Origin of the sequence: Defluviimonas sp. SAOS-178_SWC, from assembly GCF_039830135.1 — a bacterium.
Classification (GTDB): Bacteria; Pseudomonadota; Alphaproteobacteria; order Rhodobacterales; family Rhodobacteraceae; genus Albidovulum.
Genome location: NZ_CP156081.1, coordinates 1,286,225 through 1,307,569 on the forward strand (window position 1 = coordinate 1,286,225; position 21,345 = coordinate 1,307,569).

A 21,345-nucleotide genomic window follows, 5' to 3' on the forward strand; every position below is an offset into this window, starting at 1 on the left:
GTCACTCGCCTGCGACCGTCTTCCGAAATCTGCGTTTGTTCGAACGGCGATCAGCCGGCCATGTGCCGCCTTGACGGCCGTCGGTATCAAAATTGGGGCGGCAAGGGAAACCAGCCTTCCGCCAATAAGAGCGTGAGCGGCAATGTCAGGAACGACAAGGCGGTCTGCAACGTCACGACATTTACCATCAACGGAACGTCACCGCCCAATTCCCTGGCCAGGGCTTGCGACGATGCGGCGGTGGGAACCGCGGCAAAGATCACGAGCACCAGCGCCTGCACACCGGACAGTCCCGCGATGGATGCCAGCGCGATAACGGCCAGTGGAAAAACGATCAGCTTCGAGACGGTAGCCAGCATCAGAGGGCCAGGCGAAAGCCGGAAGGTTTCGAACCGCAGGCTTGCCCCGACGCAGAGCAACATGAGCGGAAGGGCCGCGCTGCCCAGCAGCCGTGTCAGGTCGAAGGCAAGCGCAAAGGGCGGCGCGGGCAGCGCATTGACGGCGAGTCCGGAAAAAACCGCGATCAGGATAGGGTTTCTGTAGAGGTCGCGCAGTATCGCACGCCCAATGTTCATATCGCGATCCGAGCGGGAGAGCTCGACCATCATGGGCGTAATCGACATGTTTGTAACCAGCACGAGGATCGCCGCAGCAAGTGAGGCCAGCGCGAGGCCGGCTTGACCGAAGATCCGTTCGGCGATCGCCAACGCGATAAAGGTATTGTGACGCGCGGCCCCCTGCAAAACGGAACTTGTCACCGGACGCGGCAAAGACAGGGCCGCGCCGGCCATCCGCACTCCCGCGACCACCAGAACGAACGCACCCGCCAGCGCCGCGGCATAAGGCAGGATAAGTTCGCCTTCGAACCGCGCCGATCCAAGTTTCCAGAAGAGCAGGGACGGCATCAGCACCCAATAGACCAGCCGGGCCGACTGCTGCCAGAACTCGTCCGAAAAGATGTGCACGCGGAACAGGATCTGCCCGACAACGAGGAGACCAAAAACCGGCGCCACGGCCGATAAAACGCCGATCATTTCTGGGAACACCCGTAGGAATTAACGGTATAACAAGGTTCCGCCGCCGCGGTCATTCAGACATTCCGGCCTGCGCCTCGGGGTTCAGACCTGGCAGAGCGGGATCGGAATATGCGCCAAGAACCTCTTCGTTGTCGCGCCCAAGCCTTCCGGCGCTACCGCGCACCGCGCAGGGCGATCGACTGAAGCGCGGCACGACGCCTTGCATTCTTACCTCGCCGAAGGTGTCGTCGGGAACCGATACTATGGCCTTGCGGGCCTGGTACTGCACATCTTCGAAGATCATGTCGATGGAGTAGATTGGCGCCAAAGTGCCCCCCTCACGTCCGAAAACGGCGACGATATCGGCCAGATCGTGCTCGGCAAACCACTGGCGGAACACCGCATCAATATCCCGCGAGTTCTCGACCCGCAGCTTGTTCGTCGCATAGCGCGGCTCATCGAGAAGATCCGTCCGCCCGATGGATCGGAGATTGGCGGCAAAGGTGTTGTTCGTGCTGCCCGAGAGCGAGACATACTTGCCGTCGAGGGTCGGATAGACATCCGAAGGCGCGGAATACTGGTTCCAGTTGCCATTTCGGGTGAACACCTGACCGAGCTGATCGTAAGCGATGGTCTGGAAATCGAGAAGCCGGAATACCGCCTCGGTCAGTGACAGGTCGACAACCTGCCCGCGCCGCGCCGGATCGCTTCGTACCGAATGCAGGGCCGTCATGATTGATAGCGCCCCGAACAGTCCACCGATGGCGTCCCCCATCGGGTATGAGGGGTGGATCGGCGGGCCATCCGCCTCGCCAGTCAGGTGGGCCAGACCGGACATCGCTTCGAAAAGCCTGGCGAAACCCGGGCTCTTCGCACGGGGGCCGTCCTGACCGAAACCTGTCACGCGCAGAATGACCAGCGACGGGTTTATGGCGTGCAGAACATCGGGGCCCAAGCCCCAGCGTTCGAGCGTGCCGGGTCGGAAATTCTCCACCACGACATCGAAATCGCGCACCATCCGCCGGAAGACCTCGGCACCTTCTTCGGTTCGAAGATCCAGCTCTATGAAGCGCTTGCCGCGGTTGGTCACCTTCCACCACAGCGACTCCCCGTTCTTGAAGGGGGGGAAGTTGCGCATCCCGTCGCCCTGACCGGGCATTTCCACCTTCACCACATCGGCTCCGTAATCCGCCATCAGCGTGGCCGCGAAGGGTGCGGCAATGATGGTCGAGATGTCGAGCACGCGAAGGTCGCTGAGTGGCCCGTTCGTCGTCATATTGAATCTCCCTTCCGGCGTGCCGCACGTCTGTCCAGCCCCCAGCGCACGACCGGCCAGGCGAGGAACACCAATGTCAGTGCGAACAGCACCAGCGCGATCGGCGAGGTGAAAAAGGCCAGGAAACTGTCGTTGGTCAGGATCAGTCCCCGGCGCAGGCTGCTTTCGATCATCGGGCTGAGAACAAAGCCGATCACCACCGGCGCCAGCGGGATCTCGAGCCAGCGGAAGGCAAATCCGATCAGCCCCGCGACAAACAGCACGACCAGATCGAACCCGCTGAGATTGACCGAATAGGTTCCCACCACGATGAGCCCGATAACACAGGCCATCAGCACGGGTTCCGGGATGCGCAAGACGCGGCTGAACAGCGGTGCAAGGGAAATGCCCATTACGAACATCACCACGTTGACCGCGAACAACGCCATGAAGAGGTAGATCACCAGGTCCGGCTGATTGACGAACAGCGACGGCCCCGGAACCACGTTCTGGATCGTCATCGCGCCCAGCATTACCGCCGTCACCGGGTCCCCGGGCACGCCAAGGGCCAGGGTCGGCACCAGCGCGCCGGCGGTCACCGCATTGTTGGCCGCCTCTGAGGCGATGATGCCGTCGGGCGTGCCGGTGCCGAACTTGTCGCGTTCGGGTGAACTGCGCTTGGCCTCGGCATAGCTGACCAGAGAGGCCGCGGTGGCGCCCACGCCCGGCAGGCTTCCGATCCAGGTGCCGATAAGCGACGATTTCAGCAACACCTTCCAGCGCCTGGCAACCTCGGCCAGCGGCGGCACGGCGATGCCGACCTTGTGCTGGATCGGCGTCTCTTCTCCATGCGGCCCGGCGACGCGCCACATCACCTCGGAGAGGGCGAACAACCCGACCAGCACCGGGATCAGGGCCAGCCCGGCCGACAGCTCGTAGATGCCAAAATCGTAGCGCGTGACACCCGATATGGGATCCTGCCCGATCAGTGCCAGGAAGAGCCCGGAGGCCGTGCCGAAGATCCCCTTGATCGCGCTTTCGCGGGCCACCGAAACGATGCAGGTCAGCGCGAAGATGCCAAGCGCGAAATACTCGATTGGTCCGAAACGCAGTCCGAACCGTGCCAGCATCGGCGCGGCAACCACCAGGATGACGCAGGCGATGATGCCGCCCACGGCCGAACTGAGGGTTGCCCAGCCGAGTGCCAGGCCCGGCTGGCCGCCGCGCGCCATCGGATAGCCGTCGAACAGCGTCGCCGCCGATTGGGGCGTGCCCGGCGTGTTCAGAAGGATCGCCGGGATCGACCCGCCGTAGACCGATCCGCAATAGGTGCCCAGAAGCAGCGCGATGCTGGCCGTCTGGTCCAGAACGAACGTGAATGGGAGGATCACTGTGATGCCCAGCACCGAGCCAAGCCCGGGAATGGCACCGATCAGAATGCCGTAGAGCGTGCCGAGAGCGATCGCCAGAATGGCGTCGAACGAGGCCAGCATCCCCAGCGCGTCTATGATGGCTTGCGTTGTCATGGTTTCAGCCCCCCAGGTGCAGGAAGTCGGGCAGGGCGGTCATCTGCACCTCGAGCAGCACGGCAAAGACCAACCAGGTCAGTCCCGCGAAAACCAAGGTGGAGACCGCGATCACGACCGGGTTGCGATAACCGAAGGCCAAGCTGAAGACTGGCACAAAAGCCAGAAGCGGCAGCCAGAATCCCAGCCAGCCGAAGCCCACCAGAAACAGCGCGGTGAGACCGAAGCCCGCGACCAGCCGCCCGGACGCGATGCGCGCCAGCGGATTTGCCGCGCCCGCGCCGGAACGCAGGCCGACCAGTCCCTTGAGAGCGATCCCAAGTGCGCTGAGAGCGCCGATCGCAAGCCACAGCCGTGGCATGAGGCCGGCGTCATAAGCGACACCGCCGCCCATCCGGTAGCCGGCGGAGACCGTATAGAGATACAGTCCGACCGATCCCAGTGCCAGCACTGCACCCGACATGATGTTGGCGATGTCGCGGTTCATGCGCTCAGCCCCCGGTGAGATTGAGCGCCGCGATGATCTCGCTGTTGATGCGGGATTCCTCAGAGGCAAAAGCGTCGAAATCGGCGCCGCTGCGATAGACGGGCTTGCTGACCATCTTGGCCATCTCGGTCGCGTATTCCTCCGACTGCACGGCTGTCTCGCACGCGGCGGACAGCGCGGTCTGCGCGTCTTCGGGAATCCCCTTGGGCGCGATCACGCCACCCCACAGGCTGAACTCGTAATCGTAACCGGCCTCTTTGGCGGTGGGGGCGTCCGGCAGTTGCTCGACGCGCTCGGGCGCAAAGACGGCGACGGTCTTGACCTCTTTGCCGACAACCGAACTGGCCGCAATGATCGCCAGGTCGACATGCTTGCCAAGCGCACCCGTGATCGCCCCGGCATCGCCTTCCATCGGCACGTGACGCATCTCGACGCCGGCTTCCTTCAGGACCCGCACCATCGAGATGTGCGGCAAGCTGCCCGGTCCGGCCGAGCTGTAGGTCAACTCGCCCGGATGCGCCTTGGCATATTCGATCACTTCGGCGAAGTTTGAAAACTGCGAGTCCGTCGCCGTCGACAGCACCACGGGCGAGCTGAACGTCTGGCAGATATAGGTATAGGATCCGAGGTCGTAGTTCAGCTTGCGCAGATGCGGCTGGATCGACAGCGGTGCGGCGGGGATCATCGCGATCGTGTAGCCGTCGGGGCGCGCGCGCGCGACATCGGTCATGCCGATGGTCCCCGCCGCGCCGTTCTTGTTCACGACGACGATCTTTTCGCCGAGGGTCTTTTGCATTTCGGCGGCAGTGATGCGGCCCATCGTATCGGTGATGCCGCCTGCACCATAGGGCACGATCATCGTCACCGTCTTGCTGGGATAGTCTGCTGCCGTCGCGGAAGTCGCAACGCCAAGCATCAACAGGCCAAGGGCGGCCTTCACTGGATAGTTCATGTATTCCTCCTCCTACGTGGTTGGGTTACCCCGATTGGGCCGATCCTCCGGACCCGATGACTTCGTTATGCGATCCTCGCGTTTGAGTTCACTTCCGTTTCGGCAAGGGACTCGCTGCGGTAAATTTGCCGTAGATGCACTTCGTCCGGGCCGTCGGCGATCCGGAACATTCGCGCATAGACAAAGGCATGGTGAATCAGGTGGTCGTCGCTGCCGCCGGCCGCCCCGAAAACCTGAATGGCGCGATCCGCGATCTCTTGCAGCATCCTCGGCACACTGACCTTGACCATGGAAACATCGCGCCAGCTGGCTTTGAACCCCTGTTGGTCGAGCAACGCGGCCGCCCGCAGAACGAACAGGCGGTTCTGCTCGATGGCGATGCGCGCTTCGGCAATCCACTGCTGGATGGTTCCGTAGGTATCCAGCGTCTGACCGAATACCCGGCGCGACAAACTGCGCTGCTTCATCAGGTTCAGCAGCATCTCGCCCAAGCCGATACAGCGCATCGCGTGATGAATGCGCGCGGGCCCGAGACGGACCTGTGCGGCGGCGAATCCGCGCCCTTCCTCGCCCAGAAGGTTGGTGACCGGAACCCGTACGTTTTCAAACAGAATCTCGCCGATCGGTGCGGCGTGATCGTTCCATCCGAGGAACCGCAACTCGCGTTCGACGGAGATGCCGGGCGTACTGGCAGGCACCAGAACCATGGAATGCTGCGCATTTCTTGCCGCCTGAGGGTTCGTCACTCCCATGACGACGTGAAACCCGAGGTCGGGCGCGGCGCCGCCGGTAATGTACCACTTGCGTCCGTTGATGACATACTCGTCGCCCTCGCGGTCGATCGACGTGGCGATATTGGTGGCGTCCGAGGATGCTACCGCCGGCTCCGTCATCGAGAAAGCCGAAGTCGTTTCGCCCGCCAGCAGGGGATCGAGGAATTCGCGCCTTTGGTCCGGGGTTGCCAGCGCGTTGACCATCACCATGTTCGGCAGGTCGGGCGCATGGCAGTTGAAGACCTGCGACGCCCACGGCAGGCGCCCGGCCAGTTCGGCAATCGGGGCGAAATCGAGATTGCTCATCCGGGTTCCCGGCGCGTTGTGAGGCAATTCGGCGATACCCATGTTCCACAGGCCCTGCCTGCGCGCCTCGTCCCGCAACTCGTCAACAAAGGCCGGCGTTCTTTCCCCGCGCGCGGTCGAACGCATCCATTCGGCCTGTCGCGGCAGAATGCGGTCGCGATAGAAATCGGCGACGCTGCGCTGCATGTCCTTGCCTTGATCCGAAAACCGCAGGTCGATCACCTCAGGCCTCCTGTGCGGCGAGCGCTTCCGCCTTCTTCAGCGTCCGCTTGGCGATGTTGATCTGGTGGATCTGACTTGTCCCTTCATAGAGCCGGAACAGCCTGGCATCGCGGTAAAGTCTCTCGATGCAACTGTAGTCCGCGACATATCCCGAACCACCGAAGACCTGCACGGCCCTGTCGGCCACCCGTCCGCACGCTTCGGACGCATGGTATTTGCAGATCGACGCCTCCATGATCACATTTTCTCCGGCATCCCACCGCCGCGCGGTTTCCAATATCAACGCCCGCGCGGTATGCACGTCGGTCTGACTGTCGGCGATCAACGCCTGCACGAGCTGGAAGTCCCCAATGCGGCGGCCGAATTGACGACGCGCCAGCGCGTGGCCGACCATTTCGTCCAGCATCCGGATTGCCGACCCCGTGCACAGGGCCGCCAGATTGATGCGCTGCTTGTTCAGCGCCTTCATCATGGTTTCGAAGCCCTTGCCTTCAACGCCTCCCAGGAGGTTTTCGACGGGGACCCGGCAGTCCTTTAGATAGACCTCAGATACCGGGGAGCCTTCCTGTCCCATCTTGCGGTAGGGCGCGCCCGCGCTCAGCCCCGGTGTGCCGCGCTCAACCAGGAACGCGCTCAGCGCCTTCGCGCCGCGCTCGGCCTGGTCGGTTCGCGCTATGACGGTGAAGAGATCGGCTATCGGCGCATTGGTGATGAATACCTTGGTGCCGTTGAGAACGTAGCTGTCGCCGTCCCGCACCGCCGTGGTCGACATGGCGATGGCGTCGGATCCGGCGTCGGGTTCGGTGATCGCCATGCAGCTGGTCAGCTCTCCTGTGGCCAGCCTGGGCAGATAGCGTGCCTTTTGCGCGTCGGTCCCGTCTTGAACCAGACCTTCGACGCCAATGCCGGTGTTGGTCCCGAACCGGGCCCGGAATGCGGTCGAACTCTGTGCGATTTCCATATCGGCGAGGGCGAGCTGTTCCATCGACAGGCCCGCCCCACCGAATTCGCGCGGAATAATCCAGCCGAAAAAGCCCTGACTGCGCATTTGCTGCACGAGGTCCTCGGGCACCTCATCTGTCTCGGCGACGCGCGCCTCGTTGGGGATGGCGACTGTTTTGACCCAACTCCGGAGGTTTGCCAGCAGGTGATCGAACTCAGATCTCGACGGTTGCATCTTTCCCTCACGAATCGATTCAGCGGAACTATTTCTTATTTAGTTTTATATAATGAAATTTTCAATCGAAAATTTTTCTTATATGACGATCTGACGCTACCGATGGCCCCGCAGCGGGGCGGGCCAGCAATCCATGATGCGCCTGAACGGAGGCCGCGCGAGCATCGGGTGGCCCGGACATGAAGCCGCCGATCTGCTGCCGCAGGCAAAAAGCCGGCGCCAGGTTCGATCGGATGTGCCGGCCCGGTCCTCTTGCCGCCACCGTGGGAACAGCAAGACCTGCGCCGCCCCCGTCGATCCGGGGGCGGCGGCCTGTCCGTATTTTCCGGCTTGCGCTCAGCGGAACGCCGGTTCTTTCAGCCTGCCGAGGCTTCGCGGCAGCCGGCCATTTATGGGCTGCGGGAATTTGGGCTTCCGCTTCTCCTGGAATGCGGCGACGCCCTCCTTGCCATCCGACAGGCTGAGCTCGAGCATAAGGCGGCTGTCCAGTTGATGTGCCTCCATCGGGTGGCTTGCCCCGCTCGCCTGCCACAGCAATTGCCGGTTGGCGGCAATGGAAAGCGGTGATGTGTCTGACGTGAAGCGGCGCGCGGTTGCCATCGCTTCGGTAAGCAGATCTTCGGGTGCCGTCACTTTCTGCGCAAAGCCGGCGTCCAGAAGCTCTTCGCTGGACAGGATGTCGCCGGACAGAACCCAATCCAGTGCGCGGCTCATGCCCACCAGCCTTGGCAGGAACCAACTGGAGCAGGCCTCGGTGCAGATGCCCAGCCGGGAAAAGACAAAGCCGACCCGCGCATTGCTGGACACGATGCGGGCATCCATCGGCAAGGTCATCGTCGCACCGATCCCGACCGCAACCCCGTTCAGCGCCCCGATGACCGGCTTGGTCATCCGGAAGATACGAAGCGTTACGAGGCCGCCGGAATCGCGGATGTCCGCCGCATTGGGCCCCAGCGGATCGACGGCCTCATCCAGGCCAAACACATTTCCTTCGACCGACAGATCCATGCCGGCGCAGAAAGCGGGCCCATCCCCGGTCACGATGACGGCGCGAACGCCATCGTCATCCTCGGCGGTGTCAAGGGCACGGACGATTTCGCGGCCCATCTCCAAGGTGAACGCATTGAGCTTCTGCGGGCGGAAAAGCGTGACAATCGCAATGTTGCCGGCCACTTCGTATTTCAGGGTTTCAAATCCCATTTCTTCCTCCAGTTACATTTCGAGCGCGTCCCGAAAGTGGCCGGGGTCCGCCGAGCATCGGCGGGCATCGATACAGGCGCGTCCTGCCTGGCAATGATCCCGCCCGCGATTCCCCGTCGGCTACGCTTTGGGGCGTGATAACCAAATTTCGCAAAAAGTAAAATAAAAATGCACAAAAATTCTACTATATAAAATTCACCTTGCGCGGAGACGAGAATTTCTGCTACGAAGGGCGCTGTCAGGCTTACGGCCGAGCGCGACCGGCGTCAGTCGTGTCAAGTGGAAAGAAGTGGGTGTGTCCGGCGGCCGGGCGCCCGAGGGTGCGGAGGGAGAAAGGCGATGGTTTCGAGCATAGCCATTATCGGGGCCGGCACGATGGGGGCCGGAATCGCGCTAAATGCGGCCCGTCATGGCTTTGATGTGGTGTTGCTGGACCGGACGCAAGATTCTCTGAACCGCGCCGGGCAGAAAATTGCCAAACAATTACAGCGCCATGAACAGAATGGCGTTCTCGACCGCACGCAGGCATTCCGTTGCAGGTCCCGCATGCGTCTCACGACGGATATCGCCGAAATCAGGGAGGCAGACATCGTTGTCGAGGCTGTCTTCGAGGATCTGGCGGTCAAAATGAACCTGCTTCGGGATATCCGTGCCTATTGCGCCGAAGGCGCGGTCGTCGCGACCAATACAAGCGCGCTGAGGGTTTCAGAACTGGCGAAGGCCGTCGCGCATCCCGGCAACTTACTGGGTATGCATTACTTTTCCCCGGCGGACACGTCGCCGGTCGTCGAGCTCGTGCAGGGTGAAAAGACCAGTCCGAAGGCATTGGAAATCGCAACCGCCTTTCTGGAGGCAACCGGTCGCCGCATCCTCCGCTGCAAGGACGCGCCGGGCTTTGCCATCAACCGGTTCTTCGTGCCGTTTCTGAATGCGGCTGCGGAGGTTGTCCATCAAGGGGGGGGCACGATCCGCCAGGTCAATGAGGTCGGGCGCGATCTGGTTGGCAGCCAGGTGGGGCCGTTTGAGGTCATGAACCTCATCAAGCCGGAGATCGCCCGGAATGCGATGGCGAACCTCACCGAGCTCGGGGCATTCTATACGGTATCGCAGGGGCTGATCGACCTGGTGGAGCGTGGGGGGCTTTGGGACGTTGAGAGCGGCGGGCCGTCCAATGCCAACGAGGACTCGATCCGGGAGCGGCTTCTAGAGGCGATCGCGGTGCCGGCGGAAGAAGTCCGCCGGTGCGGGATCGCCGACCCGGAGGAAATAGATCGCAGCGCGGTGATCGCCCTGCGATGGAGCCGGGGCCCTTATCAGATCCTCGCCGAAAATCCGGCCCGACCGGAAGGTCAGCAAGTCTTCGACCGGGTGCGGCCAAGGTACGGAGAAGCTTGAGCAATGGAATCACGAAAGCGTTCTGTATCCATTCTGGCCGGCATGCGGACGCCAATCGGCGTAATCGGCGGAAGTCTGAGCAGCCCTGTCCCCGCTGAACTCGGGCGTATCCGATCGGAGCGACGGGAGCGATCCTGGTCGTAAAACTCGTTCACGAATTGTCTTGCCGCCGTGGCGGTCTCGGGCTGGCCACAATGTGTATCGGCGGCGGGCAGGGCATCGCGCTCGCCATCAAGGTTCCAGGCGGAACGAATGGGCAAAGGAAAACCCAATGAGAACTCGGATTACAGATCTGTTCGGCATCCAGCACCCGATCCTGCAAGGCGGGATGCACTATGTCGGCTTCGCAAAGCTGGCCGCTGCAGTTTCCAATGCCGGCGGGCTCGGGACGATCACCGGGCTGACCCAGAGAACTCCGGCCAATCTGGCCAATGAAATCGCCCTGTGCCGGGACCTGACCGACAAGCCCTTCGCGGTGAACCTTACGTTTCTGCCGATCGTCAATGAACCGGATTATCCCGGATATATCCAGGCGATCATCGATGGCGGGGTGAAAATCGTCGAAACGGCCGGCAACAATCCGGCGAAATGGCTGCCAATGCTCAAGGACAACGGCATCAAGGTCATTCACAAGTGCACGACCGTCAGGCACGCGCTCAAGGCGCAAAGCATCGGCGTCGATGCGTTGTCGATCGATGGCTTTGAATGCGGCGGACATCCGGGTGAAGACGATATTCCGAACATGATCCTGCTGCCCCGAGCCGCGGACGAGCTGGATATTCCGTTTGTCGCGTCCGGCGGCATGGCGGATGCCCGGTCTCTGGTCGCCGCCCTCGCGATGGGGGCCGAGGGCATGAATATGGGGACACGCTTTGTCGCGACGCAGGATGCTCCGGTGCACGACAACGTCAAACAGGCGATCCTGGCCGCAAGCGAGCTGGATACGCGACTGATCATGCGCCCGCTGCGTAATACCGAACGGGTTCTGAACAACGACGCCGTCAAACGCGTCATTGAAAAAGAGGCGGCTCTGGGGCGCGATCTCACCTTCGGGGACATCGCTGCAGACGTTGCCGGCGTTTACCCCAAAGTCATGATCGAAGGCCAGATGAACGCGGGGGCCTGGTCTTGCGGCATGGTCGCCGGGCTCGTCTATGATATTCCGACCGTGAAGGATCTGGTCGAGCGGATCATGCGGGAGGCTGACAGTATCATCAACGACCGGCTGCGGCGCATCTCGGCACAGGGGTGATTGGGGTGTCCTCTTGATTTTCTGACCGTGCCAGGTCTGCTCGGGGCTGATCCGGCGGCGCCGGCAGGTAATGGCGCGCGGGTTTGTGTCGGTCGGTAGCTCTCGCCGTTCATCTTGAGGATGTCGACGTGGACCGCAAGTCGATCGAGGGGAGCGCCGGTGAGGCGCCCGGTGCCGAAGGTTTCGGTCCATTCGTTGAAGTGCCGGTTGCCGGTGATAGTGTAAGCGCTACGCTCGTAACGCTGGGGGATCATCTCCAACGGCAGGTCGACGCCGGTCGATCCAATCGTGAGCGGCACAAGCTCCGGCACCTGCATCGTGTTGCGCCTGGGGGTCGCCCTGACGCCGAAGCTGTCCTGCCCGGGTGATTGCCGCGAGGATTCATGTCGTTCATCTTGCAGAGCTTTCGTCAGATCCTGGCGCTCCGCAGTCGGAGCGCGTTGATCACCACCGAGATCGAGGAGGCGCTCATCGCGAAGGCGGCGAACATCGGGCTGACGAGGATACCGAGGACCGGGAACAGCACGCCCGCCGCGACCGGGACGCCTGCGGCGTTGTAGATCAGCGCGAAGAACAGGTTCTGGCGGATGTTGCGCATCGTCGCGCGGGCCAATTTGCGGGCGCGGACGATCCCGTCGAGATTGCCCTTGACGAGCGTGAAGCCCGCGCTTTCGATCGCGACATCGGCGCCGGTGCCCATCGCGATGCCGACATCGGCCTGCGCCAGCGCGGGCGCGTCGTTGACACCGTCGCCGGCCATCGCGACCTTGGCGCCGCCATCCTGCAACTCCTTGATGATGCGGGCCTTGTCCTCGGGCAGAACGTCGGCGCGGATCTCGTCGATGCCGAGACGTCCGGCCACGGCTTTCGCCGTACGCTCGTTGTCGCCGGTGGCCATGATGATGCGGAACCCAAGATCATGCAGCGCCTTCAGCGCGGCGGGCGTGGTTTCCTTCACCGGATCGGCGACGCTGACGAGTCCGGCAATATGGCCGTTCACCACCACGAACATCACGGTCTCGCCTTCGTCGCGGCGGAGGTTTGCCTTTTCGGCCAGCGCAGCCGCCTCGAGACCCATCTCCTGAACGAGTTTCAGATTGCCGAGCGCAACGGGTTTCCCGTCGACCTTGCCCTTTACTCCCTTGCCGGTCACCGCCTCGAAATCCCGGGCCTCGGTCATCTCGATGCCAGTATCCTCTGCCCCCCTGACGATCGCCTCGGCCAGCGGATGTTCCGAGCCGCGCTCGAGCGAGGCGGCAAGACGCAGCACCTCAGCCTTGTCATGGCCCTTCTCGGGAAAGACGCCGACGAGCCTCGGCTTGCCTTCCGTCAGCGTTCCGGTCTTGTCGACGATGAGCGTGTCGACCTTCTCGAACCGTTCCAGCGCCTCGGCATTCTTGATCAGGACGCCCGCCTGGGCGCCGCGTCCCGTGGCGGTCATGATCGACATCGGCGTGGCGAGCCCCAGGGCACAGGGACAGGCGATGATCAGGACCGCCACGGCCGCGATGAGTGCGTAGGAAAGTGCCGGCGCCGGCCCCCAGAGAGCCCAGCCGATAAACGACAGAACCGCGATACCGATCACCGCCGGCACGAAGATGCCCGCGACCTTGTCGGCGTATTTCTGGATCGGTGCCCGGCTTCTTTGCGCATTCGCCACCATCTCGACGATCTGGTTCAGCATCGTGTCGGCCCCGACGCGGGTCGCTTCCATGATCAGGCTTCCGGTGCCGTTGATCGTGGCGCCGGTGACGACATCGCCCGCGACCTTCTCGACAGGGACCGGCTCGCCGGAGATCATCGACTCGTCGATCGAGGATCGGCCCTCGACCACCACGCCATCGACGGGCACCTTGTCGCCGGGGCGGATGCGCAGCCGGTCGCCGACCCCGACATGCTCCAGGGGCACTTCCTCCTCGCTGCCGTCGTCGCGGAGGACGCGGGCGGTCTTGGCCGCCATGTCCAGAAGCGCGCGGATCGCCTTGCCGGTGCCCTCGCGGGCGCGCAGTTCCATGACCTGTCCCAGAAGCACGAGCGTCACGATCACCGCGGCGGCCTCGAAATAGACGCCGACATGGCCTGCGGCATCGCGAAATCCGTCCGGGAAGATTCCTGGCACGAGCACAGCGACGACGCTGAACGTCCATGCCGCGGTCACACCCATGGCGATCAGGCTGAACATGTTGAGGTGCATCGTCCTGAACGACGTCCAGCCGCGCAGGAGGAACGGCCAGCCGCACCACAGAACCACAGGTGTCCCAAGCGCGAATTCAATCCAGAGCGTCGCGCGCTCTCCGAAGAGCTCGCGCACGCCGCCAAGCCCGAGATACGGCCCCATCGTCAGCACCAGCAAAGGAACGGTCAGGACGACTCCCACCCAGAACCTGCGAGTAAAGTCCAACAGTTCAGGGTTCGGCCCTTCGGCTTCCATCGCGGCGGATTCGAGCTCCAGCCCCATGCCGCAGATCGGACAGGAGCCGGGATGGGTCTGGCGCACTTCCGGATGCATCGGGCAGGTATAGACCGGCCCGGCATAGTTGGCGGGAACCGCGTCGTAGCTGCCCTTCGTCGCGTCCGGCTCGGCGTGACGATGGCCGTGATGCGGAGTGGCTTCGCCTTCTGGCACCAGGTGCATGTTGCATTTCGGACAATCGCCCGGTTCCGGGCGCCGGATCTCGGGATGCATCGGACAGGTGTAGACGGTGCCCTCAAAACCCGGTGGGACGGTGTCATCGGAAACGGCGGTATGGCCGCGATGTGAATGGCTCTCGTTCATTCGGGTGTCCTTTCGCGTCGTTCCCTGCGACCGTAGTGCTTCCAGCAACTGGAAGGTCAAGGCCCTTCCGCAACCGCTTTCATCCCGCCGGCAAGTATCCCGGCGATGCCGATCGCGTTGGTCGGATGCGGGATGGAATCCGTGCTGACGATCCGCGCGGCGCCGGCGCGGCGGATCGCCTCTTCCGCTTCGTCCGCGAAGACGGCGTGGATCACGACGCAGATCGCAGGCGGCATATCGAGGGCACGAAGCTGTTCGAGTGTCTGGATCAATGTGCGGCCGGAGGAGGCGATGTCGTCGAGGATCACCGGCCTCCCCTGCCGGAGAACGGCACTGTCGGGCAGGCTGATCTCGACCTGGCGGTCGCCAGAGCGGTGCTTGGTCAGCACTTCGTACGGGCGGCCGGCCCGCTGCGCGACCTCGGCCACCCACTGCCGGCTTTCGCCGTCGGGGCCGAGGAGGACCGCATCGGGCACGTTCTCTGCGATCCACGTCGCGAGAAGAGGGGCGGTGGCGACGCGGCGCGCGGGGATGCGGAACAGGTTAGAAAGGCTGGGATTCCGGTGCAGGTGGGGGTCGGCTGTCAACAGCCAATCAAAACAGTCATCGAGGAAGGCGGCGAAGATCGGGGCGCTCACCGCCTCGCGCGGGTGGAACCGCGCGTCCTGGCGCATGTATCCGAGATAGGGCGCGACAAGGCCCACGCGCGCGGCGCCGAGTTCGCGCGCCGTCGCCGCGACGAAGCGCAGCGGCAAGGCAAGCCGGTCGGGGTCGCGCAACGTGGCGAGGATGGCAACGTCGCGCCCGGAAGGATCGCCGCCGAGCGTCACGAGGGTTTCGCCGTCGGGAAAGCGGTGCAGGCCGACCGGCTGGATTTCGGCGCCGGTTGCGGCGGCCATGCCGCGTGCCAGCGGCTCCATGCCGGGAAAGGGGGCAAGGATTTGTATCATCCGTCCTCCACGATCGCGAAGAGGCCGGTCTGCGCGTCAGCATAGGACCGGGCGTATTCCAGTTCCCCCAGGGTTTCGGCATGGATCTCAAACAGTGGCCTTCCGGGGTCGATCCGGTCGCCGACGCGGGCCAGAAGGCGCAAACCCGCGAGCTTCTGGCGTGGCGCCCCGGCAAGTTTCGCAATGCGCGCGATGCGGCGGTTGTCGATGGCGGTGAGATGTCCCGTGGTGCCGGCCGTCACCACCGCATGATACCGCGCCTCGCCCGGCTCGCTGAAGCCGCCCTGGGCCTCGCAGATGGCCATGAACTTCGCCTCGGCGGCACCCCCGTCGAGAAGCCGCTCCGCCGCCGCGCGCCCGCATTTTGTCTCCGCTCCGGGGGCGAGGTCCAGCAGCGCCCCGGCAAGGTCGAGCGCTCGGTCGCGCAGATCGGCGGGGGCATCCTTGTCGCGGCGCAGCACCGCCAGAACGTCCTGCGCCTCAAGCGCCGGCCCGATCCCGCGCCCGACCGGCGCGGTGCCGTCGCTCTGGTGGATCGAAAGCGTCAGGTCGATCGCCTCGCCCACGGCCCTGAGCCGCGTTTCAAGCGCGGTGGCGCTGTCTGCGGAACGGACTTTGGCCGTGGGACCGACCGGAACGTCGATCAGGACGCGCCTCGCCCCCACGGCCGCCTTCTTCGACAGCACGCTGGCAACGAGCTGCCCGTCGCTGTCGAAATCGAGCGGCCGTTCGATCCGGATCAGCAGGTCATCGGCCGGGCTGAGCGCGAGGTTGCCGCCCCAGACGATGCAGCCGCCCTCGGCTTCGACCACGCGTCGCAGCGCGGGGATGTCGAGCGCGACCGGCGCCATCACCTCCATCGTGTCCGCCGTCCCGGCGGGCGAGGTGATCGCGCGCGACGATGTCTTTGGGATCATCAGGCCGGCGGCCGCGACGATCGAGACGACGATGGGCGTCGTGCGGTTGCCGGGAAGACCGCCGACGCAGTGCTTGTCGAAGACCTCGGCCCCGCCCCAGTCCAGCGTCTCGCCCGCCGCCTGCATGGATCGGGTCAGTACGATGGTTTCGGCGATGGAAAGCCGTTCGCCGGCGCAGGCGGTGATGAAGGCGGCAAGGTCGAGGTCGGAGAGCCTGTGGTCGAGCACGTCGAGAATGATGGCGTCGAACTGGTCCTGTCCCAAGGTCTCGCCGTAGACCTTGGCGCGGATCGCCGAGACGGAGGCCGGCGGCTCGGGGTGGGAAAAGCTGGCGCGGTCGCCCGGTTCGGGTTGCAGGATCGCCCAGGCCTCTTCCGAGAGCGCGGCGGTATCCGCCGGCAGCCAGTCGCCATCGGTCAGCACGTTCAGCGTGGCGATGATCGAGCGGCCGCCCAGGGTTACCTCGATCCGGGTCAGGGCGGCAAAGCCCTCGGCCCGGCAGACATGACAGTCCTCGCGCATGAAGACTACGGGCTGCCGGTAGGTGTCGATCCCGGCGCGGGTGAGGGGGAGGGTGTTGTCGATCGTCGTCATTCGGGATTGTCCAGCCGGATCGTCTCGATGTGCTCGGGCGCGCGCATCCAGTTCATGAGTTCGTCCGCGTCGGCGTGGCATGAAAACGCCTCTAGCTGGATCACCTCGGGGCGGATCGGGAAATCCCGTCCAAACATGCGCAATCTCCTCTGGTCGGCGCCGGAGAACGGCCGCGGCGGCTGCATCAGCGCGTCGTTCTGCCGCCCGAGATCGCCGCTGAACAGAACCGTCGTTCCGTGCCGGCTGAGCCGGATTTGCGCGGCGCCAGGAAGATGGCCTGCCGGGATGAACTCGACGCGGACGCCGTCGCCGAGATCGACGGGCGTCCTGAACGGGATCACGCGCAGCCACTCCAGCGCCGCCGCGGCATCGGCGCGTGTATTTGGCGGCGTCAGTTTCTTGAGTTTGGAATGCCCGTGCTTGCGGGCACATCGCGCCCCTTCTTCGTGAGTATGTCCGCTGTCGGGCAGGTAGCCGGAATGATCGAGATGGGCATGGCTCAGAAGCACCGTGTCGATCGTGGAGGGGCGCACCGGGAACGGCTTGCGGTTGCGGTCCCTCAGCGTCTTGAACCCCTGGAAGAGGCCGCAATCGACCAGGATACGGCGGTCCCCGACTTCGATCAGATAGCGCGAGCCGGTCCCGCTCCCGGCCGCGCCGAGGAAGCGGAGTGTCGGACTGGTTTGCTTTGGCATGGTCCCGATCCTGTCCCTTATATGGGCATCCGGTCAGGGCGGCACCACCATCTGATAGCCTTTGCCTTTGACAGATATTATACCGGGTTCGCCCCGTGTCGCAGCGTCGATCATCCAAGCCTTCGGCTCGGTGCGGCCCGAGACGAAGAGCTTCCTGTCGTCATCGGCCAAGCCGATCCCGTGGACCTCGCCGCCGATGTCGAAGCTCCGAAGCGTCTTTCCATTGCCACGCGGCTGTTCCTGAACCGTGCCGGCAACTGGCTTTTGCACCGCCACATGCTGACCCACGCGGCGTCAGGGATGATGACCTGGCTTTCAGGGCACGCCATCCTTCGTGACCGGCGGTGGTCTCGTCCCTGGTCTCGCGGATCGGCCGCAACTGGAAGAATACCTGGCGAAGGCGCGCGACTGGTTCCGAATGCCAGTCGCGCGGCCAGCCGTTGTCTAGGCAGCGACGATAGCGGTTGCATCGTAGCCCGCCTTCTTGATCGCCAGGACAACCGCTTCATCGCCGAGCGCGCTCTCGACCGAGACGACCCGCGCGTTCAGGTCGCACTCCACTCGGGCCGAAGGTTCAACGGCAGTGACGGCATTGCGGATCGCCGCGGTGCAGTGTCCGCAACTCATTTCGGGAACATCGAACCTGGTCATGGGAACCTCCTTCTTGCGAATCCCGCTGTCGCACGTTCCGGCGCGGGAAGGTCAAGAGGCCGTCTTCGCCAAAAAGATTCGCGGCAGTGCTTGACCTTCCAGTTGGTGGAACCATTACGTGGACGCCGATGTAGATGCGGAGTCGCCAAATGCCAGAGCTGAGATCGGTCAACCTGTCCATCGAGGGCATGACCTGCGCCTCATGTGTCGGGCGCGTGGATCGCGCGCTGCGGGCCGTTCCGGGGGTTGCAGATGTCGCGGTCAATCTGGCGAGCGAATCCGCAAGACTGTCGCTCGACCCGTCGGTGCGGGTCGCCGACGTTTCCGAGGCGCTTTCGGCCGCGGGCTATCCGGCGCGGACGAACAAGGTGATCCTCACCGTCGAATCGATGTCCTGCGCGTCCTGCGTGGGGCGGGTGGACCGGGCGCTTGCGGCGGTGCCGGGCGTTCTCGACGTCAACGTCAATCTTGCCGCCGAGACCGCGACGGTGAGCTATCTCGAAGGTGCGGTCACGATGGCCGACCTTCTCGCGGCGGCGCGTGACGCGGGCTATCCTGCCACGGTCGCCGACGCGGCGAAAGCCGAGGATCGCAGCGACCGCAAGGAGGCCGAGGCGCGTAGCTACGCCCGCCGCATGGCCGTTGCCGCCGCCCTCGCCCTGCCGGTCTTCCTTTTGGAGATGGGCGGTCACCTGATCCCCGGCTTTCATGGCCTGATCGGCAGGACAATCGGGCATCAGACGAGCTGGGTCATTCAGTTCATCCTGACTTCGGTCGTGCTGTTCGGACCCGGGCGCGGGTTCTACGCCAAGGGGTTCCCGGCGCTCCTCAAGGGGGCGCCGGACATGAACAGCCTCGTCGCGCTCGGCACCGCCGCCGCCTATGCCTTTTCGGTGATCGCCACCTTCGCGCCGGCCCTGCTGCCCGAGGGCGTGCGCGCCGTCTATTTCGAGGCGGCGGCGGTGATCGTCGTGCTGATCCTCCTTGGCCGCTATCTCGAGGCGTGCGCCAAGGGGCGCACCGGCGCAGCGATCCAGAAGCTCCTCGGCCTTCAGGTTCGCACCGCAAGGGTGGAACGCAATGGCGCGGCGGTCGAACTTCCCATCGACGATATCGTGGTGGGTGACGTGCTGATCGTGCGTCCGGGCGAGCGCATCGCGGTGGACGGCGAGGTGATCGACGGAAACAGCCATGTCGACGAAAGCATGATCACCGGAGAGCCGGCTCCCGTCGCCAAGAGCCGGGGCGCGGCGGTGACCGGCGGCACGGTGAACGGCGCGGGCAGCTTCCGCTTCCGTGTCACGCGGGTCGGGGCGGAGACGACGCTGGCGCAAATCATCCGCATGGTCGAGGAGGCGCAGGGCGCCAAGCTGCCCATTCAGGGCCTGGTGGACCGGATCACGCTCTGGTTCGTTCCGGCCGTTCTTGGGGCGGCCGCGCTGACGGTTCTTGTCTGGCTTCTTATCGGGCCGACCCCGGCGCTGTCGCTCGCGCTGGTCGCGGGGGTTTCGGTTCTGATCATCGCCTGCCCCTGTGCGATGGGGCTGGCCACGCCCACCTCGATCATGGTCGGCACCGGGCGTGCGGCGGAACTCGGCGTTCTTTTCCGCAAGGGCGACGCGCTTCAGGAACTGTCGTCGGTCAGGGTCGTCGCCTTCGACAAGACCGGCACGCTGACGCTCGGCCGGCCGGAACTGACCGACCTGATCCCGGCGCCGGGTTTTTCGCGGGGCGATATCCTGCCGCTGATTGCCGCTGTCGAACAGGCGTCGGAGCATCCCGTTGGCGAAGCCATCCTGCGCGCCGCCCGCGCCGCCGGCATGACCGTGCCGGCGGTGGCGGATTTCAGCTCGGTCACCGGCCACGGCGTCCGGGGAACGGTTGGGGGCCGCACCGTCGCGGTCGGCGCCGACCGGCTCATGACGCGCGAGGGGGTGGACATCTCCCTGTTGACCCGTGAGGAGGCCAGGCTCGCGGGTGAGGGCAAGACGGCGCTCTTCGCCGCCATCGACGGCCGCCTCGCCGCCGCGATCGCCGTGTCCGACCCGGTGAAGCCCACCACCGGGGCCGCCATCGCGGCGCTGCACGCCCGGGGCCTCAAGGTCGCGATGATCACCGGAGACAAGCGCGCGACCGCCGAGGCCATCGGCCGCGCGATCGGCATCGACACGATCGTCGCCGGGGTCCTGCCGGATGGCAAGGTCGCGGCGCTCGATGAGTTGCGCGGCGACGGCAAGCTCGCGTTCGTCGGTGACGGGATCAACGACGCGCCCGCGCTTGCCCATGCCGATGTCGGCATCGCTATCGGCACCGGCACTGACGTGGCCATCGAATCCGCCGATGTCGTGCTGATGTCCGGCGATCTCGCCGGCGTCGTCAACGCCTTCGAGGTGTCGCGCCGCACGATGCGCAACATCGGCGAAAACCTGTTCTGGGCGTTCGGCTACAACACCGCGCTGATCCCGGTGGCGGCAGGGGCGCTCTACCCGGCCTTCGGACTTTTGCTGTCGCCGGTCCTTGCCGCAGGGGCAATGGCATTGTCATCGGTCTTCGTCCTGACAAACGCGCTCCGCCTTCGCCGGATCGCGCCGGCCATGCGGGAAGAGCCCGGCGTGGCGGCGATAGGCCCCGAACTGGCTGTGGCCGCCGCAGAATAAGACGGGAGATCGATATGAACATCGGAGACGTTTCACGACTGTCGGGACTACCTGCAAAGACCATCCGGTATTACGAGGATATCGGCCTTGTCGAGCCCCTGCGCAGCAGCAACGGCTATCGGGCCTTCAGGGAAAGCGACCTCCACAAGCTTGCCTTTCTCGGGCGGGCGCGGTCGCTCGGCTTCACCATTGACGACTGCCGCAACCTCCTGACGCTCTACGAGGATCGCGACCGGGCCAGCGCCGATGTCCGGCAGATCGCGCGCGCGCACCTTGACCGGATCGATGAGAAACTGGCGGAACTTGCCGCGATGCGCGCGACGCTTTCCCATCTCGTCGAGGCCTGCGCCGGCGATCACCGGCCCGACTGCCCGATCCTCGCGGATCTGGCTGCAAACCGATCCGAAAATCCTGACGGCGGACCCTTGGACTAGGGGCCGGGTTCACCTGAAAAGGCGGGTCGAGGGCGCTCGGACACGCCTCGCCCCAAAACCGGAATGTTCTGCGTGGCAAAGACGATGCCCATCCTGGATGCCATCGATCT

General features: G+C 64.4%; 20 protein-coding genes. 5 read left to right on the top strand and 15 right to left on the bottom strand.

Annotated features, from left to right (window positions below; translation table 11 throughout):
* Positions 1-86 precede the first annotated feature (86 nt).
* The 8 genes from V5734_RS07105 to V5734_RS07140 form a co-directional block, all read right to left on the bottom strand.
* A complete protein-coding gene (locus V5734_RS07105) occupies positions 87-1,034 on the bottom strand; it encodes an AEC family transporter (protein WP_347312809.1) in 948 nt (315 codons plus the stop codon).
* Positions 1,035-1,086: 52 nt separating this feature from the next.
* The gene (locus V5734_RS07110; RefSeq protein ID WP_347312810.1) at positions 1,087-2,292 is read right to left on the bottom strand and encodes a CaiB/BaiF CoA transferase family protein; all 1,206 of its coding nucleotides are present in this window, start codon (positions 2,290-2,292) and stop codon (positions 1,087-1,089) included.
* The gene (locus V5734_RS07115) at positions 2,289-3,797 is read right to left on the bottom strand and encodes a tripartite tricarboxylate transporter permease (protein ID WP_347312811.1); all 1,509 of its coding nucleotides are present in this window, start codon (positions 3,795-3,797) and stop codon (positions 2,289-2,291) included. Before V5734_RS07115 ends, V5734_RS07110 begins: the two co-directional genes overlap by 4 nt.
* Positions 3,798-3,801: 4 nt before the next feature.
* Positions 3,802-4,284 (bottom strand): tripartite tricarboxylate transporter TctB family protein, encoded by a 483-nt coding sequence (locus V5734_RS07120; protein ID WP_347312812.1) that lies wholly within the window; start codon positions 4,282-4,284, stop codon positions 3,802-3,804.
* Positions 4,285-4,288: 4 nt separating this feature from the next.
* Positions 4,289-5,236, bottom strand: a complete 948-nt coding sequence (locus V5734_RS07125) for a Bug family tripartite tricarboxylate transporter substrate binding protein (RefSeq protein ID WP_347312813.1) — start codon at positions 5,234-5,236, stop codon at positions 4,289-4,291.
* A 65-nt stretch (positions 5,237-5,301) separates the two neighbouring features.
* Complete coding sequence (locus V5734_RS07130) at positions 5,302-6,537, bottom strand: acyl-CoA dehydrogenase family protein (RefSeq protein WP_347312814.1); 1,236 nt, start codon at positions 6,535-6,537, stop codon at positions 5,302-5,304.
* Between the two features lies 1 nt (position 6,538).
* Positions 6,539-7,714, bottom strand: coding sequence for an acyl-CoA dehydrogenase family protein (locus V5734_RS07135; protein WP_347312815.1), 1,176 nt, complete (start codon positions 7,712-7,714; stop codon positions 6,539-6,541).
* 336 nt (positions 7,715-8,050) lie between these two features.
* Positions 8,051-8,914: an enoyl-CoA hydratase-related protein gene (locus V5734_RS07140; RefSeq protein WP_347312816.1), complete on the bottom strand. Its 864-nt coding sequence runs from the start codon at positions 8,912-8,914 to the stop codon at positions 8,051-8,053.
* 339 nt (positions 8,915-9,253) lie between these two features.
* Between V5734_RS07140 and V5734_RS07145 the strand changes: the two genes are divergently transcribed.
* The 3 genes from V5734_RS07145 to V5734_RS07155 all read left to right on the top strand — a co-directional run bounded on the left by V5734_RS07145 (position 9,254) and on the right by V5734_RS07155 (position 11,561).
* Positions 9,254-10,309 (top strand): 3-hydroxyacyl-CoA dehydrogenase family protein, encoded by a 1,056-nt coding sequence (locus tag V5734_RS07145; RefSeq protein WP_347312817.1) that lies wholly within the window; start codon positions 9,254-9,256, stop codon positions 10,307-10,309.
* Positions 10,310-10,467: 158 nt separating this feature from the next.
* Positions 10,468-10,584 (top strand): hypothetical protein, encoded by a 117-nt coding sequence (locus tag V5734_RS07150; protein ID WP_432759671.1) that lies wholly within the window; start codon positions 10,468-10,470, stop codon positions 10,582-10,584.
* A 53-nt stretch (positions 10,585-10,637) separates the two neighbouring features.
* On the top strand, positions 10,638-11,561 hold the full coding sequence (locus V5734_RS07155; protein WP_347312818.1) for an NAD(P)H-dependent flavin oxidoreductase: 924 nt from the start codon (positions 10,638-10,640) through the stop codon (positions 11,559-11,561).
* On the opposite strand, the gene V5734_RS07160 is transcribed toward V5734_RS07155, so the two are convergent.
* The 7 genes from V5734_RS07160 to V5734_RS07190 all read right to left on the bottom strand — a co-directional run bounded on the left by V5734_RS07160 (position 11,462) and on the right by V5734_RS07190 (position 18,144).
* A complete protein-coding gene (locus V5734_RS07160; RefSeq protein ID WP_432759672.1) occupies positions 11,462-11,878 on the bottom strand; it encodes an ATP-binding protein in 417 nt (138 codons plus the stop codon). The genes V5734_RS07155 and V5734_RS07160 overlap by 100 nt on opposite strands.
* 92 nt (positions 11,879-11,970) lie before the next feature.
* The gene (locus V5734_RS07165; RefSeq protein WP_347313589.1) at positions 11,971-14,247 is read right to left on the bottom strand and encodes a copper-transporting P-type ATPase; all 2,277 of its coding nucleotides are present in this window, start codon (positions 14,245-14,247) and stop codon (positions 11,971-11,973) included.
* Between the two features lie 146 nt (positions 14,248-14,393).
* On the bottom strand, positions 14,394-15,287 hold the full coding sequence (locus V5734_RS07170) for a ribose-phosphate diphosphokinase (protein ID WP_347312819.1): 894 nt from the start codon (positions 15,285-15,287) through the stop codon (positions 14,394-14,396).
* Positions 15,284-16,798: a thymidine phosphorylase family protein gene (locus V5734_RS07175; RefSeq protein ID WP_347312820.1), complete on the bottom strand. Its 1,515-nt coding sequence runs from the start codon at positions 16,796-16,798 to the stop codon at positions 15,284-15,286. Before V5734_RS07175 ends, V5734_RS07170 begins: the two co-directional genes overlap by 4 nt.
* Positions 16,795-17,493, bottom strand: a complete 699-nt coding sequence (locus tag V5734_RS07180; protein ID WP_347312821.1) for an MBL fold metallo-hydrolase — start codon at positions 17,491-17,493, stop codon at positions 16,795-16,797. The genes V5734_RS07175 and V5734_RS07180 overlap by 4 nt, the downstream gene beginning before the upstream one ends.
* Positions 17,494-17,526: 33 nt before the next feature.
* Positions 17,527-17,763 carry a hypothetical protein gene (locus tag V5734_RS07185; RefSeq protein WP_347312822.1) on the bottom strand — a complete coding sequence of 79 codons (237 nt, stop codon included), beginning with the start codon at positions 17,761-17,763 and terminating at the stop codon, positions 17,527-17,529.
* 174 nt (positions 17,764-17,937) lie between these two features.
* Entirely contained in the window at positions 17,938-18,144 is a 207-nt protein-coding gene (locus V5734_RS07190; protein WP_347312823.1) for a heavy-metal-associated domain-containing protein, read from the bottom strand.
* A 149-nt stretch (positions 18,145-18,293) separates the two neighbouring features.
* On the opposite strand from V5734_RS07190, the gene V5734_RS07195 reads away from it, so the two are divergent.
* On the top strand, positions 18,294-20,801 hold the full coding sequence (locus tag V5734_RS07195) for a heavy metal translocating P-type ATPase (protein ID WP_347312824.1): 2,508 nt from the start codon (positions 18,294-18,296) through the stop codon (positions 20,799-20,801).
* 14 nt (positions 20,802-20,815) lie between these two features.
* Positions 20,816-21,235 (top strand): Cu(I)-responsive transcriptional regulator, encoded by a 420-nt coding sequence (gene cueR / locus V5734_RS07200; protein WP_347312825.1) that lies wholly within the window; start codon positions 20,816-20,818, stop codon positions 21,233-21,235.
* Positions 21,236-21,345: the final 110 nt, after the last annotated feature.

Excerpts from the sequence above, each read along its gene's own strand:
- V5734_RS07105 (WP_347312809.1), bottom strand. The coding sequence starts at position 1,034 with ATGATCGGCGTTTTATCGGCCGTGGCGCCGGTTTTTGGTCTCCTCGTT.
- V5734_RS07110 (WP_347312810.1), bottom strand. The coding sequence starts at position 2,292 with ATGACGACGAACGGGCCACTCAGCGACCTTCGCGTGCTCGACATCTCG.
- V5734_RS07115 (WP_347312811.1), bottom strand. The coding sequence starts at position 3,797 with ATGACAACGCAAGCCATCATAGACGCGCTGGGGATGCTGGCCTCGTTC.
- V5734_RS07120 (WP_347312812.1), bottom strand. The coding sequence starts at position 4,284 with ATGAACCGCGACATCGCCAACATCATGTCGGGTGCAGTGCTGGCACTG.
- V5734_RS07125 (WP_347312813.1), bottom strand. The coding sequence starts at position 5,236 with ATGAACTATCCAGTGAAGGCCGCCCTTGGCCTGTTGATGCTTGGCGTT.
- V5734_RS07135 (WP_347312815.1), bottom strand. The coding sequence starts at position 7,714 with ATGCAACCGTCGAGATCTGAGTTCGATCACCTGCTGGCAAACCTCCGG.
- V5734_RS07140 (WP_347312816.1), bottom strand. The coding sequence starts at position 8,914 with ATGGGATTTGAAACCCTGAAATACGAAGTGGCCGGCAACATTGCGATT.
- V5734_RS07145 (WP_347312817.1), top strand. The coding sequence starts at position 9,254 with ATGGTTTCGAGCATAGCCATTATCGGGGCCGGCACGATGGGGGCCGGA.
- V5734_RS07155 (WP_347312818.1), top strand. The coding sequence starts at position 10,638 with ATGCACTATGTCGGCTTCGCAAAGCTGGCCGCTGCAGTTTCCAATGCC.
- V5734_RS07160 (WP_432759672.1), bottom strand. The coding sequence starts at position 11,878 with ATGCAGGTGCCGGAGCTTGTGCCGCTCACGATTGGATCGACCGGCGTC.
- V5734_RS07165 (WP_347313589.1), bottom strand. The coding sequence starts at position 14,247 with ATGCATCCCGAGATCCGGCGCCCGGAACCGGGCGATTGTCCGAAATGC.
- V5734_RS07170 (WP_347312819.1), bottom strand. The coding sequence starts at position 15,287 with ATGATACAAATCCTTGCCCCCTTTCCCGGCATGGAGCCGCTGGCACGC.
- V5734_RS07175 (WP_347312820.1), bottom strand. The coding sequence starts at position 16,798 with ATGACGACGATCGACAACACCCTCCCCCTCACCCGCGCCGGGATCGAC.
- V5734_RS07180 (WP_347312821.1), bottom strand. The coding sequence starts at position 17,493 with ATGCCAAAGCAAACCAGTCCGACACTCCGCTTCCTCGGCGCGGCCGGG.
- V5734_RS07190 (WP_347312823.1), bottom strand. The coding sequence starts at position 18,144 with ATGACCAGGTTCGATGTTCCCGAAATGAGTTGCGGACACTGCACCGCG.
- V5734_RS07195 (WP_347312824.1), top strand. The coding sequence starts at position 18,294 with ATGCCAGAGCTGAGATCGGTCAACCTGTCCATCGAGGGCATGACCTGC.
- cueR (WP_347312825.1), top strand. The coding sequence starts at position 20,816 with ATGAACATCGGAGACGTTTCACGACTGTCGGGACTACCTGCAAAGACC.